At 48.2% G+C, this 21724-nt stretch carries 16 protein-coding genes; 10 read left to right on the top strand and 6 right to left on the bottom strand.

Annotation, left to right across the window (positions count from 1 at the left end):
• Positions 1–8 precede the first annotated feature (8 nt).
• Positions 9–3110, bottom strand: coding sequence for an amidohydrolase family protein (locus RCH83_RS11975; RefSeq protein ID WP_306522360.1), 3102 nt, complete (start codon positions 3108–3110; stop codon positions 9–11).
• Positions 3111–3138: 28 nt separating this feature from the next.
• Positions 3139–6108: an EAL domain-containing protein gene (locus RCH83_RS11970; protein ID WP_306522358.1), complete on the bottom strand. Its 2970-nt coding sequence runs from the start codon at positions 6106–6108 to the stop codon at positions 3139–3141.
• Between the two features lie 147 nt (positions 6109–6255).
• On the opposite strand from RCH83_RS11970, the gene RCH83_RS11965 reads away from it, so the two are divergent.
• Positions 6256–6711, top strand: a complete 456-nt coding sequence (locus tag RCH83_RS11965) for a cytochrome c (RefSeq protein ID WP_306522356.1) — start codon at positions 6256–6258, stop codon at positions 6709–6711.
• A gap of 134 nt (positions 6712–6845) precedes the next feature.
• Here RCH83_RS11965 and RCH83_RS11960 read toward each other — a convergent pair whose 3' ends face one another.
• Positions 6846–7514, bottom strand: a complete 669-nt coding sequence (locus RCH83_RS11960) for a cytochrome b/b6 domain-containing protein (protein WP_306522353.1) — start codon at positions 7512–7514, stop codon at positions 6846–6848.
• A 66-nt stretch (positions 7515–7580) separates the two neighbouring features.
• Here RCH83_RS11960 and RCH83_RS11955 point away from each other — a divergent pair, with 66 nt between their 5' ends.
• Together RCH83_RS11955 and RCH83_RS11950 are read left to right on the top strand one after the other, a co-directional pair.
• Positions 7581–9926: a penicillin acylase family protein gene (locus RCH83_RS11955; RefSeq protein ID WP_306522351.1), complete on the top strand. Its 2346-nt coding sequence runs from the start codon at positions 7581–7583 to the stop codon at positions 9924–9926.
• A gap of 169 nt (positions 9927–10095) precedes the next feature.
• A complete protein-coding gene (locus RCH83_RS11950; protein WP_306522349.1) occupies positions 10096–11268 on the top strand; it encodes a chorismate mutase in 1173 nt (390 codons plus the stop codon).
• Between the two features lie 64 nt (positions 11269–11332).
• On the opposite strand, the gene RCH83_RS11945 is transcribed toward RCH83_RS11950, so the two are convergent.
• Positions 11333–12739 carry an MBL fold metallo-hydrolase RNA specificity domain-containing protein gene (locus tag RCH83_RS11945; RefSeq protein WP_306522347.1) on the bottom strand — a complete coding sequence of 469 codons (1407 nt, stop codon included), beginning with the start codon at positions 12737–12739 and terminating at the stop codon, positions 11333–11335.
• A gap of 147 nt (positions 12740–12886) precedes the next feature.
• Here RCH83_RS11945 and RCH83_RS11940 point away from each other — a divergent pair, with 147 nt between their 5' ends.
• Positions 12887–13771, top strand: coding sequence for a TIGR00730 family Rossman fold protein (locus RCH83_RS11940; RefSeq protein ID WP_306522345.1), 885 nt, complete (start codon positions 12887–12889; stop codon positions 13769–13771).
• A gap of 120 nt (positions 13772–13891) precedes the next feature.
• The gene (locus RCH83_RS11935; protein WP_306522343.1) at positions 13892–14191 is read left to right on the top strand and encodes a hypothetical protein; all 300 of its coding nucleotides are present in this window, start codon (positions 13892–13894) and stop codon (positions 14189–14191) included.
• Between the two features lie 220 nt (positions 14192–14411).
• Here the strand turns inward: RCH83_RS11935 and RCH83_RS11930 are convergent, their stop codons facing one another.
• Positions 14412–16007: an isocitrate lyase gene (locus RCH83_RS11930; protein ID WP_306522341.1), complete on the bottom strand. Its 1596-nt coding sequence runs from the start codon at positions 16005–16007 to the stop codon at positions 14412–14414.
• A gap of 209 nt (positions 16008–16216) precedes the next feature.
• Here RCH83_RS11930 and RCH83_RS11925 point away from each other — a divergent pair, with 209 nt between their 5' ends.
• Entirely contained in the window at positions 16217–17158 is a 942-nt protein-coding gene (locus RCH83_RS11925) for a LysR family transcriptional regulator (RefSeq protein WP_306522338.1), read from the top strand.
• Positions 17159–17279: 121 nt separating this feature from the next.
• Here RCH83_RS11925 and aceB read toward each other — a convergent pair whose 3' ends face one another.
• A complete protein-coding gene (gene aceB / locus RCH83_RS11920) occupies positions 17280–18875 on the bottom strand; it encodes a malate synthase A (protein WP_306522336.1) in 1596 nt (531 codons plus the stop codon).
• A gap of 258 nt (positions 18876–19133) precedes the next feature.
• Between aceB and RCH83_RS11915 the strand changes: the two genes are divergently transcribed.
• The 4 genes from RCH83_RS11915 to RCH83_RS11900 form a co-directional block, all read left to right on the top strand.
• The gene (locus RCH83_RS11915; protein ID WP_306522334.1) at positions 19134–19754 is read left to right on the top strand and encodes a DUF2726 domain-containing protein; all 621 of its coding nucleotides are present in this window, start codon (positions 19134–19136) and stop codon (positions 19752–19754) included.
• A gap of 186 nt (positions 19755–19940) precedes the next feature.
• Complete coding sequence (locus RCH83_RS11910) at positions 19941–20147, top strand: hypothetical protein (RefSeq protein ID WP_306522332.1); 207 nt, start codon at positions 19941–19943, stop codon at positions 20145–20147.
• 108 nt (positions 20148–20255) lie between these two features.
• Positions 20256–20969 carry an SIMPL domain-containing protein gene (locus tag RCH83_RS11905; RefSeq protein WP_306522330.1) on the top strand — a complete coding sequence of 238 codons (714 nt, stop codon included), beginning with the start codon at positions 20256–20258 and terminating at the stop codon, positions 20967–20969.
• A 158-nt stretch (positions 20970–21127) separates the two neighbouring features.
• Positions 21128–21724, top strand: a 597-nt coding sequence (locus tag RCH83_RS11900; protein ID WP_306522328.1) for a PAS domain-containing protein, incomplete at its 3' end; no start/stop codon positions are given.

The following is a 21724-nucleotide window of genomic DNA, read 5'->3' as shown; positions in this document are numbered from 1 at the left end:
TCATTCTCCTACAGCGCTGCATGTGAATGCAGATGCTGACCGCCACTAAAACGGGCTCTTAACCAGTCGCCATTGTCTTCGCAGTGCCAGATAGGTTCGTTGGATTTATGCGCGCCACCACTGCCTTTTTTGGCAGCATCTGAAGCACCCAGCACTTTTTGCATCAGCTGTTGTTTTTCTGCCAGCACTTGCTGTTGCAGCTGGACGTCACGGTTAATGTCGTAATAAGGCACACCATCAATCCAGGTTTGTTGTGCTTTGGCATACACAGATAATGGGTTAGCGCTCCAGAGCACAAAATCCGCTTGTTTACCTTCGGTCACAGAACCGACTTTGTCCTGAATATTCAACTGAATGGCTGGGTTAATAGTGACCATTTTCAGTGCTTCTTCTTCCGACATACCACAATATTTCACTGACTTGGCAGCTTCCTGGTTCAGACGACGTTGTAAATCCGGGCTGTCAGAGTTCACCGACACCAGCACACCACGGTCGGCCATTAAACAGGTATTGCTTGGAATAGCATCCTGAACTTCCATTTTATAAGCCCACCAATCGGCAAAAGTAGAAGCACTGGCACCGTGTTTTTTCATTTCGTCGGCCACTTTGTAACCTTCCAGAATGTGGGTAAAGGTATGCACTTTAAAACCAACTTCGTCTGCTAAATTAATCAGCATCAGAATTTCAGAAGCCACATAAGAGTGGGTATGCACAAAACGTTTGTTGTCCAGAATTTCCACCAGCGTTTGCAGGCGGTAATCTTTTCTTGGTGCTGCTGTGACTTTTTTCTCACTGCGCGATAAGTTGTCATAAGCGGCCCAGGCGGCTTTGTATTCTTTAGCGGCCTGGAAAGCGTCACGCATGACTGTTTCAACACCAATACGGGTTTGTGGATAACGGCTGGTAAAAGCTTCACCCCAGTTGGCTTGTTTGACGTTTTCGCCCAGCGCAAACTTAATGCTCGGTGGTGCATCTTTAAACTTCAGGCCTTCAGGTGTAACACCCCAGCGCAGTTGAATGACCTGCGCCATACCACCTATAGGGTTAGCACTGCCGTGCAACAGCTGAGCAGTGGTGGTACCGCCGGCTAAACCACGGTAAATATTAATGTCATCAGGGTCCAGCACATCACCAATATGCACTTCAGAAGTTACAGCATCTGAACCTTCGTTCACGCCCATTTCAATGGCAATGTGCGAATGTTCGTCAATAATGCCGGCAGTTAAATGCTGGCCAGTGGCGTCAATCACCTGATAACCGGAAGGGGTCGACAGGTTCTGACCAATGGCGCTGAATTTACCGTCTTTGACGATGACATCGGTATTTTCCAGTTTGCCGGCTTTATCTGAAGTCCAGACAGTGGCGTTTTTAATATGCACATTTTTTCTGCTAAGCGGTGCATCCAGACCAAAAGCACGGTTTGGATAAGTCACTTTGGAAACCAAGCTGGTCTCAGTGTCGCTTTTGGCTTCATCAGCTTTGGCAGCCACTGCTTCTTTGCTTAACATCAGCTGTTGTCGAGCGCCTGAAGGCAATAACAAGTTGGCTGACAATAAAGCGCCGTCTAAAGTGGCGCTCACCTGCAGCACACCAGTGCCTGCGGCCGCTTCGGCTAAGTCAGCAGTAAACTGCAGTTTGTTGTCGTTTTGGCTCAGGTTTTTCAGCGCCACATTTTTGTCGCCGTTGTGCAACTTGCCTTCCAGCTTGCTGCCTTCTCCTGTCAGTTCCAGCTTTAATGGCTGGCCTTGCAGGTTCAGGTTATAGTTCCCTGCAAACTGAGGCTGTTGCAGCGGTTTAAATTGTTGTTCCTGGCCACGGATCCAGGTGGCGACAATTTCACCGTCTTTAAATAAATCACCTTTGGCAATCACTAAGTCGGCCTGATAACCGGGGGCTACTTTACCCAGTTGTTCAGGTAAACCCAGCATAGCAGCAGGCACAGTGGTTAATGCCGCCAGCGCTTTATCTGAGGCTAAACCATGTTTGATGGCTTTACGCAGGTTGGGCCAGAACTGCTCTTTTTTCTCCAGCGCGTGGGTAGTCAGCGCAAATGGAATGCCGGCTTTGGCCATAGTGGCCAGGTTGGCAGGAGCTCTTTCCCAGTGCCGCAGCTGCGCCAGATTTACATCCAGCTGATCGTCGATATTGGCAACAGCAGGTGCTTCAGGGTAAGCCACTGGCATAATAAAACTGCGGCCGGTGTTTTTAATTTCATTCACCCGGCTGTACTCAAAACCAGAACCAAGCACTACAGCATTTTGCAGGTTAAATTCTTTCAGCAGGCTGTCGATACGCAGTACTGCCCTGTCGTCTGTGCTCGCAAACACCAGACCTGTTTCAGGCAGCTTGGTTAAAGCAGCAAGGGCGGCATTAAACTCAACCGGCTGCTGGCTGATAAGCGTATCCTGTTTGCCATAAGCGTCACTGTACCAGTTGGCATCGGATAACGTCTGACGAATAAGCGCAATACTGCCCATCAGCGATGATGGATAACTTTGTTTGGAGCTGCCTTTATCAAAAGCCATAAAATGGGCGCCACCGGCTTTTAAAATCAGCTCTCCCGGCAAACCTTTCCCCAAAGAAGCCACCACAGCCTGGCCACGGAAAATACCGTCCTGACGTGCCGACTGTACTACGGTAAAACCTTGTTCGGTGTAAGTTTTGGCGTCTTCAGCTACAGGGGCAAAATCGAGGGCCCACTGCCGTTCAGCATGAATAGCGGCATTGCTGGCGTTGCCACCTTTGCGTTCGTTTTGATAAACAGGATCATCACCAAAAGAAAAAGCTTTGGCTTCCGGCGCTTTTTCCACACCATAACCGCTGTAAGCATCAATAAAACCGGCATAAATATGATGGCCACTGGCGTCGATACGACGGTAGCCGGCTGGTGCCGCCGCTGTACCTACAGCGGTAATTTTGCCATCTTCCACCAGCACTGTGGCGTTATCTATTGTTTTACCAGGTTCGGTGTGCACAGTGGCATTGACAAAAGCCAGTAAGTTAGGAGTTTTGTCCCTGATCCCCTGTAGTGGGCGGGTTTGGTCTGCAGCGACGGGCGCAATGGACAAAACCATAGCGGCGCTTAGCAGCGACAAGCGGAATGAATTCATGTGTATGTTCCTGATTTTAATTCGGAAATTAACTGATAGTGTCGTAGTTTAATCGGGACAATTCCTGCTCTGCCAATGGCATGCTGTAGAAATACCCCTGCACCAGATAGCACGCATTATCGCGTAGAAAGTTGACTTGCTCTTGTGTCTCCACCCCTTCGGCCACCACACGAAGATCCATCTTCTGCGCCATTGCAATAATTGCGGCTGTGATGTCCATGTCGTTTTTATCTTCCGGGATATCTTTGACAAAAGAGCGGTCTATTTTCAGCTCGTCTACCGGGAAACGCTTTAAATAACTCAGCGACGAATAGCCTGTACCAAAGTCGTCGATAGATAAAGCCAATCCGAGCCGTTTTAACTCGTTTAACTGGACAATAGCCGCATCGGTATCGCCCATTAACATACTTTCAGTGATTTCAAAAATCAGATACTCAGGCGCAGCACCAGTTCGTTTCAGAATTCGCTCCACCACCAAAGGCAAATCCTGATCGGTAAACTGCCTGGCCGATAAGTTAATAGAAACAGTAATTAAATTGCCTCTGCTGTGTTGTCTGGCCAAAAAGCGACAGGCTTCCAGAATGATCCATTCACCTATCTGCACTATTAAACCGGTCGATTCGGCCACCGGAATAAAACGCAAAGGCGGTACCATGGTATTGTCGGGCCTGAGCCAGCGTAACAAAGCTTCATATCCGACAATCAGCTGGGTGCGGATATCAATTTTTGGCTGGTAATACAACATAAACTGCTGCTCACGAATGGCTTCACGCAACTGGTTTTCAATTTCCAGCCGCTCTTTGGCAGCATCGTTTAAATCCTGACTGAAAAAGTGATAGGTATTTTTGCCACGGGCCTTGGCTTCGTACATCGCCAAATCAGCATGTTTTAGCAACAATTCTTCTTCGTCGGCGTCTTCCGGCGCTATGGTAATACCAATACTGGCGCTGATAGACACATCATGCCCTGCCAGCTTGACGGGCAACGCAAAAGCCTGTTGTAAGTTAGTGGCAATGGCGGCCGCCTGTTTTCTGTCAGCAATACCACTTAAAATCACCGCAAATTCGTCACCACCAAGCCGGGCTATGGTGTCTTCTTCGCGCAGGCGGCTAATCAGCCTTCTGGCCACTTCTTTTAACAGTTCATCACCGGCGTCATGGCCCAGGGTGTCGTTAATACGTTTAAATTCATCCAAATCAAAATACAACAGCGCAAAGTGGTAATAACCACGGCTCGACATGGCAATGGCTTTTTTCAGCTGGTCGCGGAAATAACTGCGGTTGGCAAGGCCGGTCAGCACGTCGTAATAGGCCAATTGTTCCATTTTGCGTTGACTTTCTTTAATAAAAGAAATGTCCTGCATCGCACATACATAGTTACTGACGTCGCCTTTATCGTCGCGGATAGGTGCTATGGCTAAACTGGCCCAGAACTGTTTGCTGCCTTGTTGCAATAACATGTCGCCACGCCAGTGGTGCCTTTCCTGCAGACTCTGCAGAATGTCCGCACCCACAAAACGCATTTCCTGGGCAAACAACAGATGTAATGGCTTGGCCATCACATCCACTGGTGTACAGCCAATCATTTCCAGTAAAAACGGGTTTACATATTCAATTTGCAGCTGATGGTCGGTGATCACTATGCCGGAACTGGAAAAAGCCACAGCTTTGCTCAGTTTACGGGTGGCCCGTTCTGCTTCTTCTTTTTCCTGAATGCGGGTATTTAAACCGGAAATCAGCTGATGAATTTCATCTGACATCCGCACAAAAGCGCGGTTTAACAAACCAATTTCGTCTGAACGTTCGTCCAGCTCCAGCTGACTGGCTTCGCCATGGGATAAACGTTGCACCGCCCCTGCCAGCCGGGTCAGACGTTTAAGCACAAATTTATAGATAAAAAACTGCAGCGCCAGCGCCACTATCAGCGCCACCAGTAAAAACAGCAGCACCACGTTGTCACGATAACTGTCGAGACCTTCGATGACATGGGATTTGCTATGGTACAAAGACACATACCAATCCAGCCTTTCAATACGGGCGGCAGAAGCAACATAATCCTGCATCGACTTACTGTTTGCGACCAGTTCATTCGGGGATTTGACCACCCGTTGAATAAAAGCCGCCAGCTGCGGATTGGCAGGTTTGACGCCCACCGCCAGCTGATTCATCTTCGGTTTTTTCAAACTTTGTTGCAGGCTGTTGTCGCTGTCATGTAATAAATTGCCATCTCCATCAAATAACAAAGCCTGGCGTCCCGGTTCCCACTGCGAAATTTGCGCCAGATTAGAAAAAACTTCATCCAGCACCACATCAGTGCCTGTGACACCAACAAACTCATCATTGATATACACAGGGATCACCAGACTGGTCATCCATTTTTGCCAGATGGCATCAAAATACAAAGGGGTCCAGCGTGGCAGCCGGGCCGGATTTTGTTCCGGCGTGGCAATTTTAAAAAAGATATCCTGCTGAAAATTATGATCAGCCTGAATTTCCAGCGCCCAGTCGGCTGGCGCTATCCGGATAAAACCGTCTTTGGAAATAAAATAAAAGTTAAAAAAGTCTTCTAGCAGCACAGGCGCCAGTTGCTGCCATAACTCAGCGGTTTGTGAAAAATAAGCATGGGGTTGTTGCTGAAATTTTTGTTGCAGCTGAAAAGCTGCCGATAAATCGTCTTTGCTGCGCACACTGCCATCGGGCAAAGCATCAGGCGTCACCTGAGTCACCACTTGTTGACTGGCCAGATAACGGCTCACCACCTGATTAGCACTGATGGCTTTTTTTTCTTTTTGCCAAAAATCGCTGTCGAGCTGCTTGGCATAACGGCTGGTGGTCTGAACCAAAGAAATTCGTTCTTGCTCAATCAGTACTTCCTGCTGCAGTGCCAGCATGGCAAATGCAATCAGAGTACTGGCGGCGACCGTCAGCAAAAACACCAAAGCAGAAAATTTGATGCTGAGCGAATTCAGACCTGAGGTTTTATAACTTGCTTCCTTCACTCGCGACCCTGATGGTTGTATTTTTTTATCATCGGAAGATTTGGTAACTGTCCCGGCCTACTGACCGTTTGGCTTTCACTGACTATACCAAAGCGCTGAAAAGCTTTAACATTATTGCATGCTATTCAAACAAATGAGAATCATCGGATGAAAAAACTCTTATTAAGCACCACCCTGTTAACCTTGCTGAGCGGCTCTGTGCTGGCTGCCAGTGCTTTTACTGAAGCTGAAGATGCAGTGAGCTATCGCCAGCACAGTTTTCAGCTGATCCGTCACAATATGGCGGATATCAAAGATATGCTGGGCGGCGCCGTGCCTTTTGAAGCCAGCCGGCTACAAAAACGTGCTGACGCTCTGGCAACTTTAACCACCTTGCCGTGGGAAGCTTTTACCGTGCCTGGCGCCGATAAAGCCACTAAAGATGCCAAAGCAGAAATCTGGCAAAACCTGCAGGACTTTCAAAACCGTGGTGATCAGCTGAACAAAGATGCCAAAGCATTACAAGCTGCAGCTTCAACTCAGGATCAGGCCAAAATAAAAGCTGCTTTTATGGCTTTTGCCAAAAACTGCAAAGCCTGCCACGACAAATATAAAGCAGATTAATAGCGGCGAATCCAGCTCAGGGTTTAGTCGGCAATCGCCGCTATTTGCTCCGGCAATAGCGGCATACCGAACATCCTGTACATAAAAAGGCACAAGTGAACACTGTGCTTTTTTATTCAAAAGTCACCCAGCTATCAGCCAGCCAGATCAGCCTGCAGCAACAACCAAAGCTGCTCACCTTGCCAGCTATAAAAGCCAAAACCAAACAACAACACCAGCAACAAAAACCAATAAAACTTTTGAAACTGCAATGGTTGACTCAGTGGCTGCTCACTTTTTCCTGTCACTAACTGACTGATCACTTTGTCACCACGCCATTGATGCCATAAAGCCGCCAGCACGTGCAGTCCAATCAGTATCAGCAAAATATCCAGATTCAAACGATGAAAACTGCTGGCCAAAGCCACCCAACTGCTGTCCACCGCTGCCACCAGAGGTCCTTCGGTGAACACATCATCAGTAGTCATCAGACCGGTTATAAACTGCAGCAATACCAGTAGTAACAACAACAGCACCATATAACCTGACAGCGGATTATGGCCATCCACCCCAGATTGAGGTTTTTGCCGCCAATAATGCCAGACCTCGGCCGGTGAATAGACAAAATGGCCAAAACGGGCATTGTCACTGCCAACCAAAGCCCATACCAGCCTTGCCAGCAGCAGCGCAGCCAGACTATAGGCCAGCGTCATATGAATGCCGTACAACTCCTGCTCAGCGCTGTACCACAACCCCCCCAGCAACAAGACCTGGCTCCAATGGAAAAAACGCACTGCGCCGTCCCAGATTTTGTATTTTTGCATATTCGCTTCCACAGAAATCTTATATTCTAAGTCGCAGATTCTAACGGAAAAAGAGCAGAAATCCTGATGAAATGGTTCAAAGCCTCACTTTATACGATAACAGGACTGGTGCTGTTGCTGGCACTGCTGGTTTACGTCGGTTTGCGCGCCAGCCTGCCGCAATATCAGGGCGAATATCAGGCCGATGTGAAAGCAAAAGTGCAGCTAAGCCGCGATGCCAATGGTTATCTCAGCATTAATGCAGACAGCCGGCTGGACGCCGCTTATGCACTGGGGTTTGCCCATGCCCAGGAGCGTTTTTTCCAGATGGATTTATTAAGGCGTAATGCCGCCGGTGAACTGTCAGAGCTGTTTGGTGAAAAGGCCTTGCAACTTGATATCAGCCGTCGTATGCACAGGTTTCGCGACAGAGCTGAGACCGCTGTGGCCCAACTGCCTAAACCACAACTGGAACTGTTGCAACATTACACTTTGGGCGTGAATGCAGCTTTGTTGTCACTGAGCCTGCCGCCTTTTGAATATGGTTTGTTGTTGCAAAAACCACGGCCATGGCAGGAAGCGGACTCATTGCTGGTAGTATTTAGTATGTACCTGGATTTACAAGGTGCGCTTGGCAAAGACGAGCTGGCACAACAACAGCTGAAGCAAGCTGTACCGGCCGAATGGTACCGTTTTTTTAATCAACACAGCAGCGACTGGCAAGCGGCCATTGACGGCTCTGAAGTCAAAGCTGTAGCCATGCCTGACAGTCCTTATCCTTTTGCCAGCGCTAAAACAGCATGTCAGCACTGTGGCTTTCGTGACAGCCGCGATATCGGCAGCAATAACTTTGCGGTAGCTGGCGCCCTCACGCCGCATGGCAGCGCTATTCTGGCTGACGACATGCACCTTGGCATCCGCGTGCCAGGCACCTGGTATAAAGCACAGCTGAACTGGCGCGCGGGCGACAAAAAACTACAGGTCACAGGCGTCACTTTGCCGGGAACACCTTCAGTAGTGGCCGGCAGCAATGGTCATATTGCCTGGGGTTTTACCAACAGCACTGCCGACTGGCAGGATCTGATCAAAATAAAAGCAGCTGAAGATCCGCTTCGTTATCAAACACCTGCAGGTGATAAAGAATATAGCTACAACAATGAAGTGATTAAAATCAAAGGTAAAGCTGACCATATTATGCTGGTCAAAGAGACTCAGTGGGGGCCGTTAATGGCAGCCCCTTTTGATGGTTATGCACTGCGCTGGGTGGCTTATGACAAAGCGGGTATCAACCTGAATTTGCTAACGCTGGAGCAGGCAACTTCGGTGGATGAAGCATTAAAATTGGCACCTGCTGTGGGCGTGCCGGCACAAAATCTGCTGGTTGCCGATAAAAACGGCGATATAGGCTGGACCTTAATAGGCGCCATTCCAAACCGCCAGCTCAAAGATATGGACGTACCACAGGACTGGAGCGACGGCGATAACTACTGGGACGGTTATCTGGATGCTAGTGCTTACCCAAAACTGAAAAACCCGGCGAATCAGCGCCTCTGGACCGCCAATGCACGTACTGTGGGTGGTAAATCACTGCAACTGATAGGCGATGGTGGTTATGATTTAGGCGCCCGTGGCCAGCAAATCCGCGATGCTTTATTGGCCAAAGACCAACACAATGAACAGAGCCTGCATCAAATTCAGCTGGATCACCGTGCGTTATTTTTGCAGCGCTGGAAACAGTTGTTATTAGAGGTGCTGAGCGATGATTTTGTCAAAGAACACCAGTTGGAACCATACCTTGCCCAGGTGAAAAATGGCGCCAAAGCGGCGCATCCGGATGATGCCGGTTATCCGCTGGTACGGGCATTTCGCGATGAAACTCTGGAGCTGATGTTTGCACCTTTGGCTGCTTTATTGGAAACACAAAAGCTCACACTGGCCGATTTAAAACTCAGCCCGGAAACCCCTGGCTGGGCTTTATTACAAGCCAAAAGAGCCGACACGCTGCCGGAAGGTTTTAGTAGCTGGCAAATGTTACTGCAACAAGCTGTGCTCAAAAGTAAAAAGAAACTGCTTGAAAAACATCAGGCTGAACTGGCCAATTTAAACTGGGGCAGCCTTAACACAGTTGAGCTGCAACATCCGCTCAGTAAAGCTTTGCCTTTGTTGTCGCCACTTTTAGATATGCCGGCCAAAGCCATGGCAGGTGACCGGCATATGCCAAGAGTACAAAGGCCTGAGCATGGCCAGTCAGAGCGGATGGTGGTGGCGCCAGGCCAGGAGCAACATGGCATTCTGACGATACCAGGCGGCCAGTCCGGCCATCCTTTGTCGGAGTTCTACCGTGCAGATCACGCCTTCTGGGCCGGTGAAAAAGAACTTGGCTTTTTACCAGGCGCAGAAAAATACTTGTTGGAATTACAACCTCGCGGTTGACTTTAGCCATCCAGACTGATTATTGTAGAGGTCATGAAAACATTAAAGCTCGTAGCCCGCTTCTTTTTTAGCTTTACCACCCGACTCGGGAGGTAACTGGCTGCGCGCGTATTAAACAGTCAAAAACCTCCCAAACGGGAGGTTTTTTTTTAGATAAAGGAACACCGGAATGCCAACATCAATGCCAATAGAACTTGACCAAATCCGCACCGACATCAGCGACACCGACCAACAGCTGCTGGGGTTATTGGCCAAACGCCGTGCTTTGGCCCTTTGTGTGGCCGACGCTAAACTGGCACAAAATAAACCTATCCGCGACCAAAAACGTGAGCAGGAATTGTTGTTAAGCCTGATTGAAAAAGGCAAAAGCCTTGGACTGGACGCTGGTTATGTCACCAAGTTGTATCATGTGATTATTGAAGATTCGGTATTACAACAACAGGCCAAAGTGCAGGGCCAGCTGAACGGCGACAATGGCCCTGTGTGCCGGGTGGCTTTCCTGGGGCGTCAGGGTTCTTATAGTTATTGGGCCACCCAAAAATACTTCACCCGCCGCGCCGAAAAACTGATTGAAATTGGCTGTGACAGCTTTAACGAAATAGTGCAGGCTGTGGAAACAGGTCACGCCGATTACGCGGTGTTGCCGATTGAAAACACTTCAAGCGGCAGTATTAATGAAGTTTTTGATTTATTGCAGCACACCCGCCTGTCTATTGTCGGTGAGCTGACCCACCCTATTAAACATTGTCTGCTCGGTTTACCAGGCACAGATTTAAGTCAGATCAAACAAATTTGTGCGCACCCACAGGTGATAGCGCAGTGCAGTAACTATCTGCAAACCTTACAAAATGTCAAAATTGAATATTGTGAAGCGTCCAGCGACGCTTTTAACAGGGTGCGTCAGGCCAACGATTTATCCGTAGTCGCTATTGGTGGTGAAGAAGGGGGTCAGCTGTATGGTCTGGAAGTGCTGGGCCGCGACCTTGCCAACCAAAAAGACAATGTCAGCCGTTTTATTGTGGTGGCGCGTAAAGCCATTGCTGTTGCCAAAGCCATTCCGGCCAAAACCACTTTTATTATGTATACCGGCCAGCAGCCCGGAGCCTTGGTCGATGCACTGATGGTATTAAAAACCCATGGCATCAGCATGGGCAAACTGGAGTCGCGGCCTATTCCGGGCAATCCATGGGAAGAAATGTTTTATGTGGATGTGCTGGCCAATCTGGAAGACTACGCGATGAAACGTGCATTGGATGAACTCAACCGCATCACCCGTTTTGTTAAAGTGCTGGGCTGTTATCCAAGTGAAGATGTCAGCCCGACTCAGGTGCAGGCGTCCTGACAGATCGCCGGATGTTACCTTTAATCAGGGGCAGGTGTTGCCTGCCCCTTCACTTTATTTCGCTTCACAACTGAATTTTTTGCCCCATTTCAGCAATGTCTACCTTCATACCCCGTTGTTGCAGTTTTTCCTGTAACACCAGTTGCGCCTGTGGTTCACCATGTACCAGATAAAACTGTGGTTCACCACCAATGGCTTTGGCCCAATTAATCAGCTGTGACTGACCGGCATGGGCGGAAAAGCCACCTATGGTATGAATAGTGGCTTTCACCACTAAAGGTTGCCCCATCACTTTCACCCTGGTTTCACCATCCACCAGCTTACGGCCCAAAGTACCTTTGGCCTGAAAACCAACAAAAATAATGTGGTTAGCGTTTTTCCATAAATTGTGTTTCAGGTGATGGGCAATACGGCCGCCATTACACATGCCTGAGCCGGCAATAATAATGGCTCCCTGGGTGACGCGGTTCAGCGCCATCGACTGCTCGACTTTTTCAGTTAAATGCAAAATCGGCAAAAAACTCTGTAAGTCACGGGCACCGTATTTTTTAAATACCTGAGTGTCTTTTTTATCAAACTCATCAATGAGTTGATTGTAAATTTTCGTGATCTCAATGGCCATCGGGCTATCAAGCACCACCATTTTTTGCCTGAGTCTGCCCTGATGATATAACACACCAAGGTAATACAAAATTTCCTGCGAGCGCCCCAAAGCAAAAGCCGGAATAAATACATTACCACCGGCTTTATCGGCCTCTGCCAATGCATTGGCAAATTCTTCCAGAGTATTGCTCAGCGGCTGATGGTCGCGGTCGCCATAGGTACTTTCCATCAACACTACATCAGCTTGTTTGACTATTGAAGGGTCGTGCATCAGCACAGTGGCAGGGTTACCGAGGTCGCCGGAAAACACCAGTTTACGCATCGCCTGGCCATGTTTTAACCACAGCTGCACTATGGCAGAACCAAGAATATGACCAGCATCCAGAAACTCCAACGCTAAACCTGGCAGCACATCCTTTTGTGTTTGATATGCAATAGGTTTTAAAGCGCGGATCACAGCTTCAACATCTTTTAACGTCATCCGCGGTTCTTGCTCAGGTTTGCCCTGGCGGGCACGCTGCCGGTTTTGCCATTCCAAATCCTTTAAATACAGATGTACAGCGTCTTTGAGCAGCACAGGCAGCAAACTGGCAGTACCTTCGGTGCAAAAAATCTGGCCGCGAAAACCATGCGCCAGCAGCAGCGTTAATAAACCACTGTGGTCAATATGGGCATGTGATAACACCACGGCATCAATATCTTTGGGCCTGAACTGAAAGCGGAACTTGTTTAAATCAGTGATTTGGTCACCACCCTGTACCATGCCACAATCGAGCAGCACTTTTTGTTCATTCCATTCAAGCAGATAACAGGAACCGGTCACCTGACCGGCGGCACCGTAGAAGGTTAAACTGGCATTTAAAGGCATCAAATTACTCCCTTTGAAAACCGTAGCTTAGCAAGCCCTGTTGCTGCTACATTTAAGCTAAATCAAACAATAGCTTAGTTTAATTCAGCGGCACTGACCGTTGTTGTAACAACGACAGTACGCCAACCAAAGGCGGAGGGCAACCCATTGACCGACCACAATTTATTATATGAACGCCATTTAAGTTCAGCCCGTGAAGCCAAAGCACAAGCGGAAAAATTACAGGAACACCCGTCCTACCGGCTGGCTTTTAGTGATGACGATTTTCTGATGCAGGACGAACTGCGCCATGTGCGGTTGCAACTGGAATACCTCAAAGCCCAGACTGTGCTGGAACAACACAAAATTAAAGCAACAGTTGTTGTATTTGGCAGTGCACGGTTTTTGTCGCCGGAATATGCCGCTTTATTGCTGAGCCAGGCACAACAACAGCTGGCCAAAACGCCGGATGATACAGCTGCCCAACATGCGTTAACCATCGCTAAACGCCAGGTGAAAAACAGCAGGTATTATCAGGAAGCACAAAGATTTGCCCATCTGGTCACTGCCCACAGCCAACAATGCCCGGATACTGCACTTACTATTATCAGTGGTGGTGGTCCCGGCGTGATGGAAGCAGCCAACCGCGGTGCTTTTGACGCAGGTGGCAAAAGTATTGGGTTAAACATAGTGCTGCCGCATGAACAACAACCTAACCCTTTTATCACGGCGGAATTTTGTTTTCAGTTCCACTATTTTGCCATTCGTAAAATGCACTTTTTACAAAGAGCCCGAGCTTTGGTGGCCTTCCCCGGCGGTTTTGGCACCCTGGACGAACTGTTTGAAACCCTGACCTTGTTGCAAACCGGCAAAGCCAGCAAAGTGCCGGTAATTTTATTTGATGAAAATTTCTGGCGTAGCCTGATCAACTTTGATTTGCTGTTGGAGGAAGGACTGATAAGCCCGGAGGATATGAAGCTTATTCAGTTTGTCGACAGTGCCGAAGCCGCCTGGCAGGCCATTTGCCAGAGTTATCAGCTGGAAACGGCATAACACTGGCAGCAAGCTGCACTTCAAAAAAAGCGTCAAATAACTGCCAACAGATTGTCACTTTGTGCCACTAAACTGCGCCTGCGCTTGGTGGCCAAAGGTGGCAGTATGTTCGGAGGCAGTATGGACAAAAATGCTGTAAAAACAATCTTATGTGAAAGACTGAATCTGGCAAAAATTCCCTTTCAGCGTCAGGGCAATCAAATTCAAACGGCAGCTGGTTGTATTCAATTTCAGGCCGAAGCCTTAGTGCTGAAAAAACCAGGCAAAGCAGAGCGGCAACTGCCTTACCACAAAGTGCGCATCAGCCAGTTGTTATGGCAGTTGCATGAGCAGCCGCCAGCAGAATTATCAACATCAGCCGCCATCAACACAGCCAAAGCAGCGCACAAGGTGCAGCCAAACACTTTTTTGCAAGCCTGAGTTAAGCGAGCAATATGGCACTTCTATTCCGCCAGTGCTGTGCAACAGTGGATAACTCCTTCCCTATTCTGCTTATTGCAGCAGCACCATAAAAAAGGCAGCCTTGCGGCTGCCAAAGTCGTGAAGACCCTCAAGTCCCAATCCCGACCACGTAAAACTCTTATCGCAATTATCGGCGCTGCTGTCTGAACAGCGCCTGTGGGTCATCAATCAGCTTCCCTCAAAACTGATTCATGGTGTTGTCTTTACCAGCGGCTTTTAACGCAGCTTCACCGGCAAAATATTCTTTGTGATCGTCCCCAATGTCAGAGCCCGACATATTCTGGTGTTTGACACAGGCAATACCCTGACGGATTTCCTGCCGCTGCACACCTTTGACATAACCCAGCATACCGGCAGCACCAAAATACTCTTTTGCCAGATTGTCGGTAGACAGAGCCGCTGTGTGGTAAGTTGGCAAGGTAATTAAGTGGTGGAAAATACCCGCTCTTTTGGCCCCATCAGCCTGGAAAGTACGGATACGTTCATCTGCTTCAGCACCCAGCTCAGTGTTGTCGTAATCCACACTCATCAGTTTGGCTCTGTCATAAGCTGACAGATCTTTGCCTTCTTTTTGCCACGCATCAAACACTTGCTGACGGAAGTTTAAAGTCCAGTTAAACGAAGGGCTGTTGTTGTAAACCAGCTTGGCGTTTGGCACCACTTCGCGGATGCGGTCGACCATCTCGGCAATTTGGCCTACATGAGGTTTTTCCGTTTCAATCCACAACAAATCAGCACCATGTTGCAAAGAGCTGATGCAATCGAGCACCACCCTGTCTACACCTGAACCTGGTTTAAACTGGAACAAACCACTTGGTAAACGTTTTGGTTTTAATAACTTACCGTTGGCTTTCACCACCACATCGCCGTTTTGAATATCATCAGCACTCTGAATGTAATCACCATCCAGGAAGCTGTTATATAAATCGCCTAAATCACCGGCTTCGTTGGTCACTGCAATTTGTTTGGTCAGGCCTGCGCCCAAAGAGTCGGTACGGGCAACAATAATGCCGTTTTCAATGCCAAGCTCTAAAAAGGCGTAACGTACTGCGTTGATTTTGGCCAGGAAATCGGCATGCGGCACTGTGACTTTACCGTCCTGGTGACCACATTGTTTTTCATCCGACACCTGGTTTTCAATCTGAATGGCACAGGCACCGGCTTCAATCATTTTTTTCGCCAGTAAATAAGTAGCTTCTGCGTTACCAAAACCAGCGTCTATGTCGGCAATAATAGGCACTACATGAGTTTCAAAATTATCGATTTTGTTTTGTACCGCAGCGGCTTTGGCCTGATCGTCAGCAGCGCGGGCAGCGTCTAACTCGCGGAATAAACCACCCAGCTCACGGGCATCGGCCTGACGCAAGAAGGTATATAACTCTTCAATCAGCGCAGGCACAGCGGTTTTTTCGTGCATCGACTGATCCGGCTGCGGGCCAAATTCAGAACGCAAAGCCGCAATCATCCAGCCGGATAAATACAGGTAACGGCCTTTGGTTGAACCAAAATGTTTTTTAATGGCAATCAGCTTTTGCTGGCCGATAAAACCGTGCCAGCAACCCAAAGACTGGGTGTATTGGCTGCTGTCGGCATCATAAGCGGCCATATCAGCCCGCATAATGTCGGCAGTGTACTGGGCTATTTCCAGACCGGTTTTAAATCTGTTTTGTAATTGCATCCTGGCTGCGTATTCAGCGCTGATGGCATTCCAGGCTGTGCCTTGTGCTTTAACGGTTTGTTCCAGCGTTTTAATAGTCTGTTGATAAGCTGACATGGCGGCATCCTCTGGTTTGGCATTAGGTCACGATAAAAGGGTCATGAAAATTCGTTTCAGCAGTTGCTGCTTTTGCACTTGCTGTTGCCATTTACTATAGGTAGCAAAACACCAATTCATGAAGCTGATTTTTTTGATTCTCATCATTCATTGTGTGAATATACAAAACACCAAACCAAGCCCTGCTTTGCACTCAAAAGAGCCTGTTTATGAATATCAGCAAAATTGATTTAAACCTGTTGGTGTATCTGGATGTGTTGTTAAGGGAAAAAAACGTCACCCGCGCCGCCAATCAGCTTGGTATTACCCAGCCAGCCATGAGCAACGGCCTGAAAAGGCTCAGAGATTTACTGAACGACCCTATTCTGGTGCGCACCAGCGACGGTATGGTACCGACAGAGCGTGCGAAAGAACTTGCGCCTGTGGTGCGCGGCATTTTGCTCACGCTGGAAGAAACTTTACAACCCAACAAAGATTTTGAACCGGAGCACAGCCACAGGGTGTTCCGCATTATGGCAAGTGATTATGCGGCTTCCACGCTGATCCCGGCACTGTTAAAGCGCTTAAGGGCACAGGCTCCCGCCACTTCATTAGATATCATGACGCCGTCTGATGTGACTTTTCATGACGTTGAAAACGGCAAAGTGGATATGGCGATCAACCGTTTTGACGATTTGCCCCAGTCTTTTCACCAAAAAACCATCTGGCGTGACAGTTTTGCCTGCCTGGTGCATAAACAAAACCCGATTCTGGCCAACTTTAACCTCGACACTTACCTGAAGGGCCAGCATATCTGGGTCAGTAAAACCGGTTTTGGCGTGGGCGTTGGTATGGATCCGGCCGATGTACAAAAACTGGGTTGGGTAGACGAAGCGCTGGCCAAGTTTGGCAAACAACGTAATATCAGCGTTTTTACCCGTAACTACCATGTAGCCATGCACTTAGCGGTGGAAACAGATTTAATAGCCACGCTGCCGCTTCGGGCTGCGCAGCTGTATAAAAACGACAATACCATGCAGGTGTTAGATCCGCCTTTTCCCATTCCCTCTATTGAACTGAAGATGATCTGGAGCCCGCTGCTGCATCAGGACGCCAGCCATATCTGGTTACGTCGTTTAATAGTGGAAATTGCCGATGAGCTGGCGCATTAACGCATAGCTTTAGTTTGGTGCCGGTCTTACAAACACAGCTAAACCCGGCGTCATTCTTCAGCAAAACAAAACGGGGCTTAAGCCCCGTTTAATGTGTTAACTCAATGAATTGATTAAATTATTACTGCAAAAGTTCATAAGCAGGTAAGGTCAAAAAGTCCACCAGCTCGTCAGCAGTGGTGATACTCAGCAGTAAAGCCTGGGCTTTGCCAAAGTTTTGCGCCGCCCAAAGTTCGTCCCCCACTTCGGCTTTCACCACTAAAGCTTCTTCTGCCAGCATCTGGCTAAATAAAGCTTTATCAATCAGCTTGCCGTTGGATAAGGTTTTGCCGTGTTTGATCCATTGCCAGATAGAAGTCCGGGAAATTTCCGCAGTCGCAGCGTCTTCCATCAAGCCATAAATAGGCACACAACCTTTACCGCTGATCCAGGCGGCAATATATTGCAAAGCCACACGGATATTGGTGCGCATACCAACCTCAGTGCGCTCCCCTTCTGAAGGTTGTAATAAATCGGCCTGAGTCACAGGCGCGTCTTGTTCGCGCAGCACGTGCAGCTGATTCGGTTTATCTCCCAGTTTGGCGTTAAAGACGCTATTGGCTGTAGCTGCAAGGCCAGGATGCGCTACCCAGGTGCCGTCGTGGCCGTTATTGGCTTCCAGACTTTTATCTGCCGTCACTTTGGCCAGAATGGCCTCATTTTGTGTTGCGTCTTTCGCCGGAATAAATGCTGCCATGCCACCCATCGCCAAAGCTCCGCGGCGGTGACAGGTTTTAATGAGTAACCTTGAATAAGCACTTAAAAATGGCTGATTCATGGTCACCACCTGACGGTCTGGTAATACTCTGTCGGCATGATTCTTTAAAGTTTTGATATAACTGAAAATATAATCCCAACGACCACAGTTCAGCGCCACTATATGGTCTTTGAGGCTATATAAAATTTCATCCATTTCAAACACTGCAGGCAAAGTTTCAATCAGCACAGTCGCGCGGATGGTACCAATAGCTTTGTTAAAACGCTGTTCGGTAAAACGGAAAACCTCATCCCACCATTTAGCTTCCTGATGGCTTTGCAGTTTTGGCAGGTAATAATAAACACCAGAGCCAGTGGCTAAACGGTGTTGATAATTATGGAAAAAATACAAAGCAAAGTCGGTAAGCGAACCCGGTATTTGTTCACCGTCGACCCACAAATGCCGCTCCCACAAATGCAAACCCCGCACCCGCGCTATCAGCAAAGCCGGGTTGTCTCTGAGTGCATATTGTTTGCCTGATGCCGGATCTTCGTAACTGATAGTGCCAAGGTTGGCGTCTTTGAGGTTAATTTGTCCTTCAATGACCCCATTCCAGCTTGGCGCCTGCGAGTCTTCAAAGTCAGCCATAAAGACTTTAACGTCAGCATTTAAGGCGTTGATGATCATTTTGCGATCCACAGGACCGGTAATTTCTACTCTGCGGTCTTGTAAATCAACCGGAATGGGCGCCACTTTCCAGTCGCCGGCACGGATGTCGGCAGTTTCAGCGAGAAAATCTGGTAAAGCGCCATTGTCATAACGCGCCTGCACCTGTTGTCTGGTGGCCAGCAGCGTTTTGAGCTGTGGCCTGAAAGCGCGCACTAAATCCACCAGGAAAGCACAGGCTTCTTCAGTCAGAATGGCGTCGTAGGCAGGCTGCATAGCCCCGCGGATCGATAAATTGGCGCGTTCAATAGTCATGTGTTGGTCCTTATGAAATTGCTGCTGCACCACAAAATAGCGCGGCAAACGAAAAGCTGTTGCTTACTATAGGCGGAATATATGTCAAAAGGCCTTATCACGGCCATTAATGGTAACAATGGCTGATATCATTTTAAAAAATACCAATAAGAGTAAATACTCTAATGTCATGGCATAACTTCTGCAAAGGATCTGATGCTCAACCGCGATAAAGCTTAGATCTGCGGATACAACGTCAAAATTTTGTCAGAGGTCATTATGGAATTTATTATCTTATTACTGGTGCTGTTAGCTGTGATTGCCGCATTGGTCGTTAATCGTCTGATCCATCATGGCAACCCTTTTCCTTTTACCAAACGTAATCAGCTATTTACCCCGGTCGAACGTTCTTTTCTGACGCTGCTGGAAAAAGCAGTCGGTGATAAATACAAAATTATTAACAGAGTCAAACTTGCCGATATTCTGGAATTAAAAAGTAATGCCGACAACAAAACCCGCAGGGCCGCTATGTTAAAACTCAATGCCAAGTACTTGGATTATGTACTTTGCGACAGCACCGACATGAGCATAGTGGCCGTTGTAGACCTGGCCAACACGACCAGCAAAGAGGGTCACAAAGCAATACCGGACTGGTTTGTCAGTGGTGCTTTGGAAGCTTCAGGTATTCCTTATATCCGTATGAAAATTAAAGCAGGTTATACAGTGGCTGATATTCAACAAGGGCTGGCTGCCAAACTGGGTAAATTACCTGTAGCACCAGAGCCGATGATCAAAGGTACAGTGAAAAAAGGCCCTACACGCCCGGTACGCCCTTTAACACCGGTGTTGTCACCTTCTCAACTAAAAGCCAGCCCTACTGCGCTGGTACAGCTGTCCTGAAACTGCAACAAACTGCCCTTTTACTCAAAAAGCCCTGCAAATGCAGGGCTTTTTATTGCCTTAGCAACCTTACACCGCCGCCAGTCACAACTAAATACAGCTTAAAAACAACAACTTCTGCCATACTACAAAAATAACATTTAAGCTTTAGCGGCCATGGGCCGATAACAATAACGGTGTATTGGCATGGGAGGTTCTATGACTGAAGGCATCGGTGGCGCGGCATTAAGCCAAAGCTACGAATTACTGGGCGTCGCTCTGGCGAAATCCCAGCAAGTACAGGAAGGGAAGATGACTTTGCAGTTATTGCAAAGTGCCATCAGTTCAGCACCAACAGCCACGGCGCCATCCGCAGTTGGCAATCTTGGGCAGAATATTAACCTTCATGTCTAACATAAAAGCTCAGATCAAAAGTCTGAGCTTTTTTCTTTACTGCAGTTCATCTGTAATTCACCTGCAAAACTCACAATAAACCACAATTAGATAAGCATGGAGCTTTTGATGAATATGACGTCGCGTAACGCCTGGATTTTAGGTGTGTTTTTTACCCTTGGCACCATCACTGGTGCTTATACCCTTGGCCAACAATTAATGTCGATTAAAGCGCTGGAGCGTACTGTGCAGGTAAAAGGCCTGTCAGAACGCGATATTGCCGCCGACACTGTGATCTGGCCTATTAAATTTAATGATGTCGGCTCCGAACTTACAGCGCTGGTGGGCAGTGTGGAAAAGAAAAACGAGCAGGTGATTGCCTTTTTAAAATTACATGGTTTTACCGACGACGAAATTTCGGTATCAGTGCCTGCTTTTGTCGACCGTCAGGCGGGTTATAACGATGCCAATGCCAATCAACCGCGATTTACCGCGACCTCTATTGTGACCGTTTACAGTACCAACGTGGATATGGCCCACGGTGCCATGCAAAAGCTGCTGGAGCTGAGCAAAAACGGTATTGCTATTGCGGGGCAAGACTATGACAGCAAAGCCGAATTTTTGTTTACCGGCCTGAACAGCATCAAACCACAGATGATTGAAGAAGCCACCCGCAATGCCCGCGAAGTAGCAGAAAAATTTGCCGCCGATTCCAACAGCAGAGTAGGCAAAATTAAACAAGCGAATCAGGGGCAATTTAGTATCAGCGACCGCGACAGCAGCACACCCCATATCAAAAAAGTGCGGGTAGTTGCCACTGTCGACTATTATCTGGCAGATTGATGAATCGGCTGTTATTTCAGCAATAGCGGCACTGTCAGTGGTAGTTTCTGACAGTGCTTTAATCCCGGAAGATTATTGCCTGCGACTTTGAGTTTCCCCAATTTATAAACTAGGGTTTAAGCCTGCACTGTTGTTAACGGGATGGAACCGGCGTGATCATGACAGAGAGGGAACTGAGTGCTCTGAAAGCACAGGCCTATGATTTACTGTTACCACATATTCCAACTGGCGTAGCAATACTTGACCCTGAATTACGCTATTTATCTATCAATCAAACTTTGGCTGATTTTAATGGCCACAGCATAGACGCTCATTTGGGGCAGACCGTCTGGCAAATGTTGCCGGATCTGGCACCTGACATAGCCCCCGTTATTCTACATGTATTAAAAAGTGGTGAGCCCAGGCTGAATTTTGCCGTCTCTGCACCTACGCCTGCAGTGCCGGATCAAAACAGTGACTGGCTCTGTAGCTATTTTCCGGTTCCCCGCCCTGATGGCAGCATCGGCGCTGTCGCCGTGCTGGCGCAAAACCACACTTTGCTACGGCAACTGGAGCGCAGTCAGCAACAAAGCCAACAACGCTTACGCAAAGTACTGGACAGCCTGTTTGCTTTTGTCGGTATCCTGACACCGGATGGCACCCTGATCGATGCCAACCTGCCGCCGTTAAAAGCGGCCGGTATTGAACTGGTTGACGTCATTCATCAAAAAGTCTGGGACACCTTCTGGTTTCAGCATTCAGAGTCTGAACAACAA

Source organism: Rheinheimera sp., from assembly GCF_030824435.1.
Lineage (GTDB): Bacteria > Pseudomonadota > Gammaproteobacteria > Enterobacterales > Alteromonadaceae > Pararheinheimera.
This window is presented reverse-complemented; position numbering and strand designations above follow the sequence as displayed.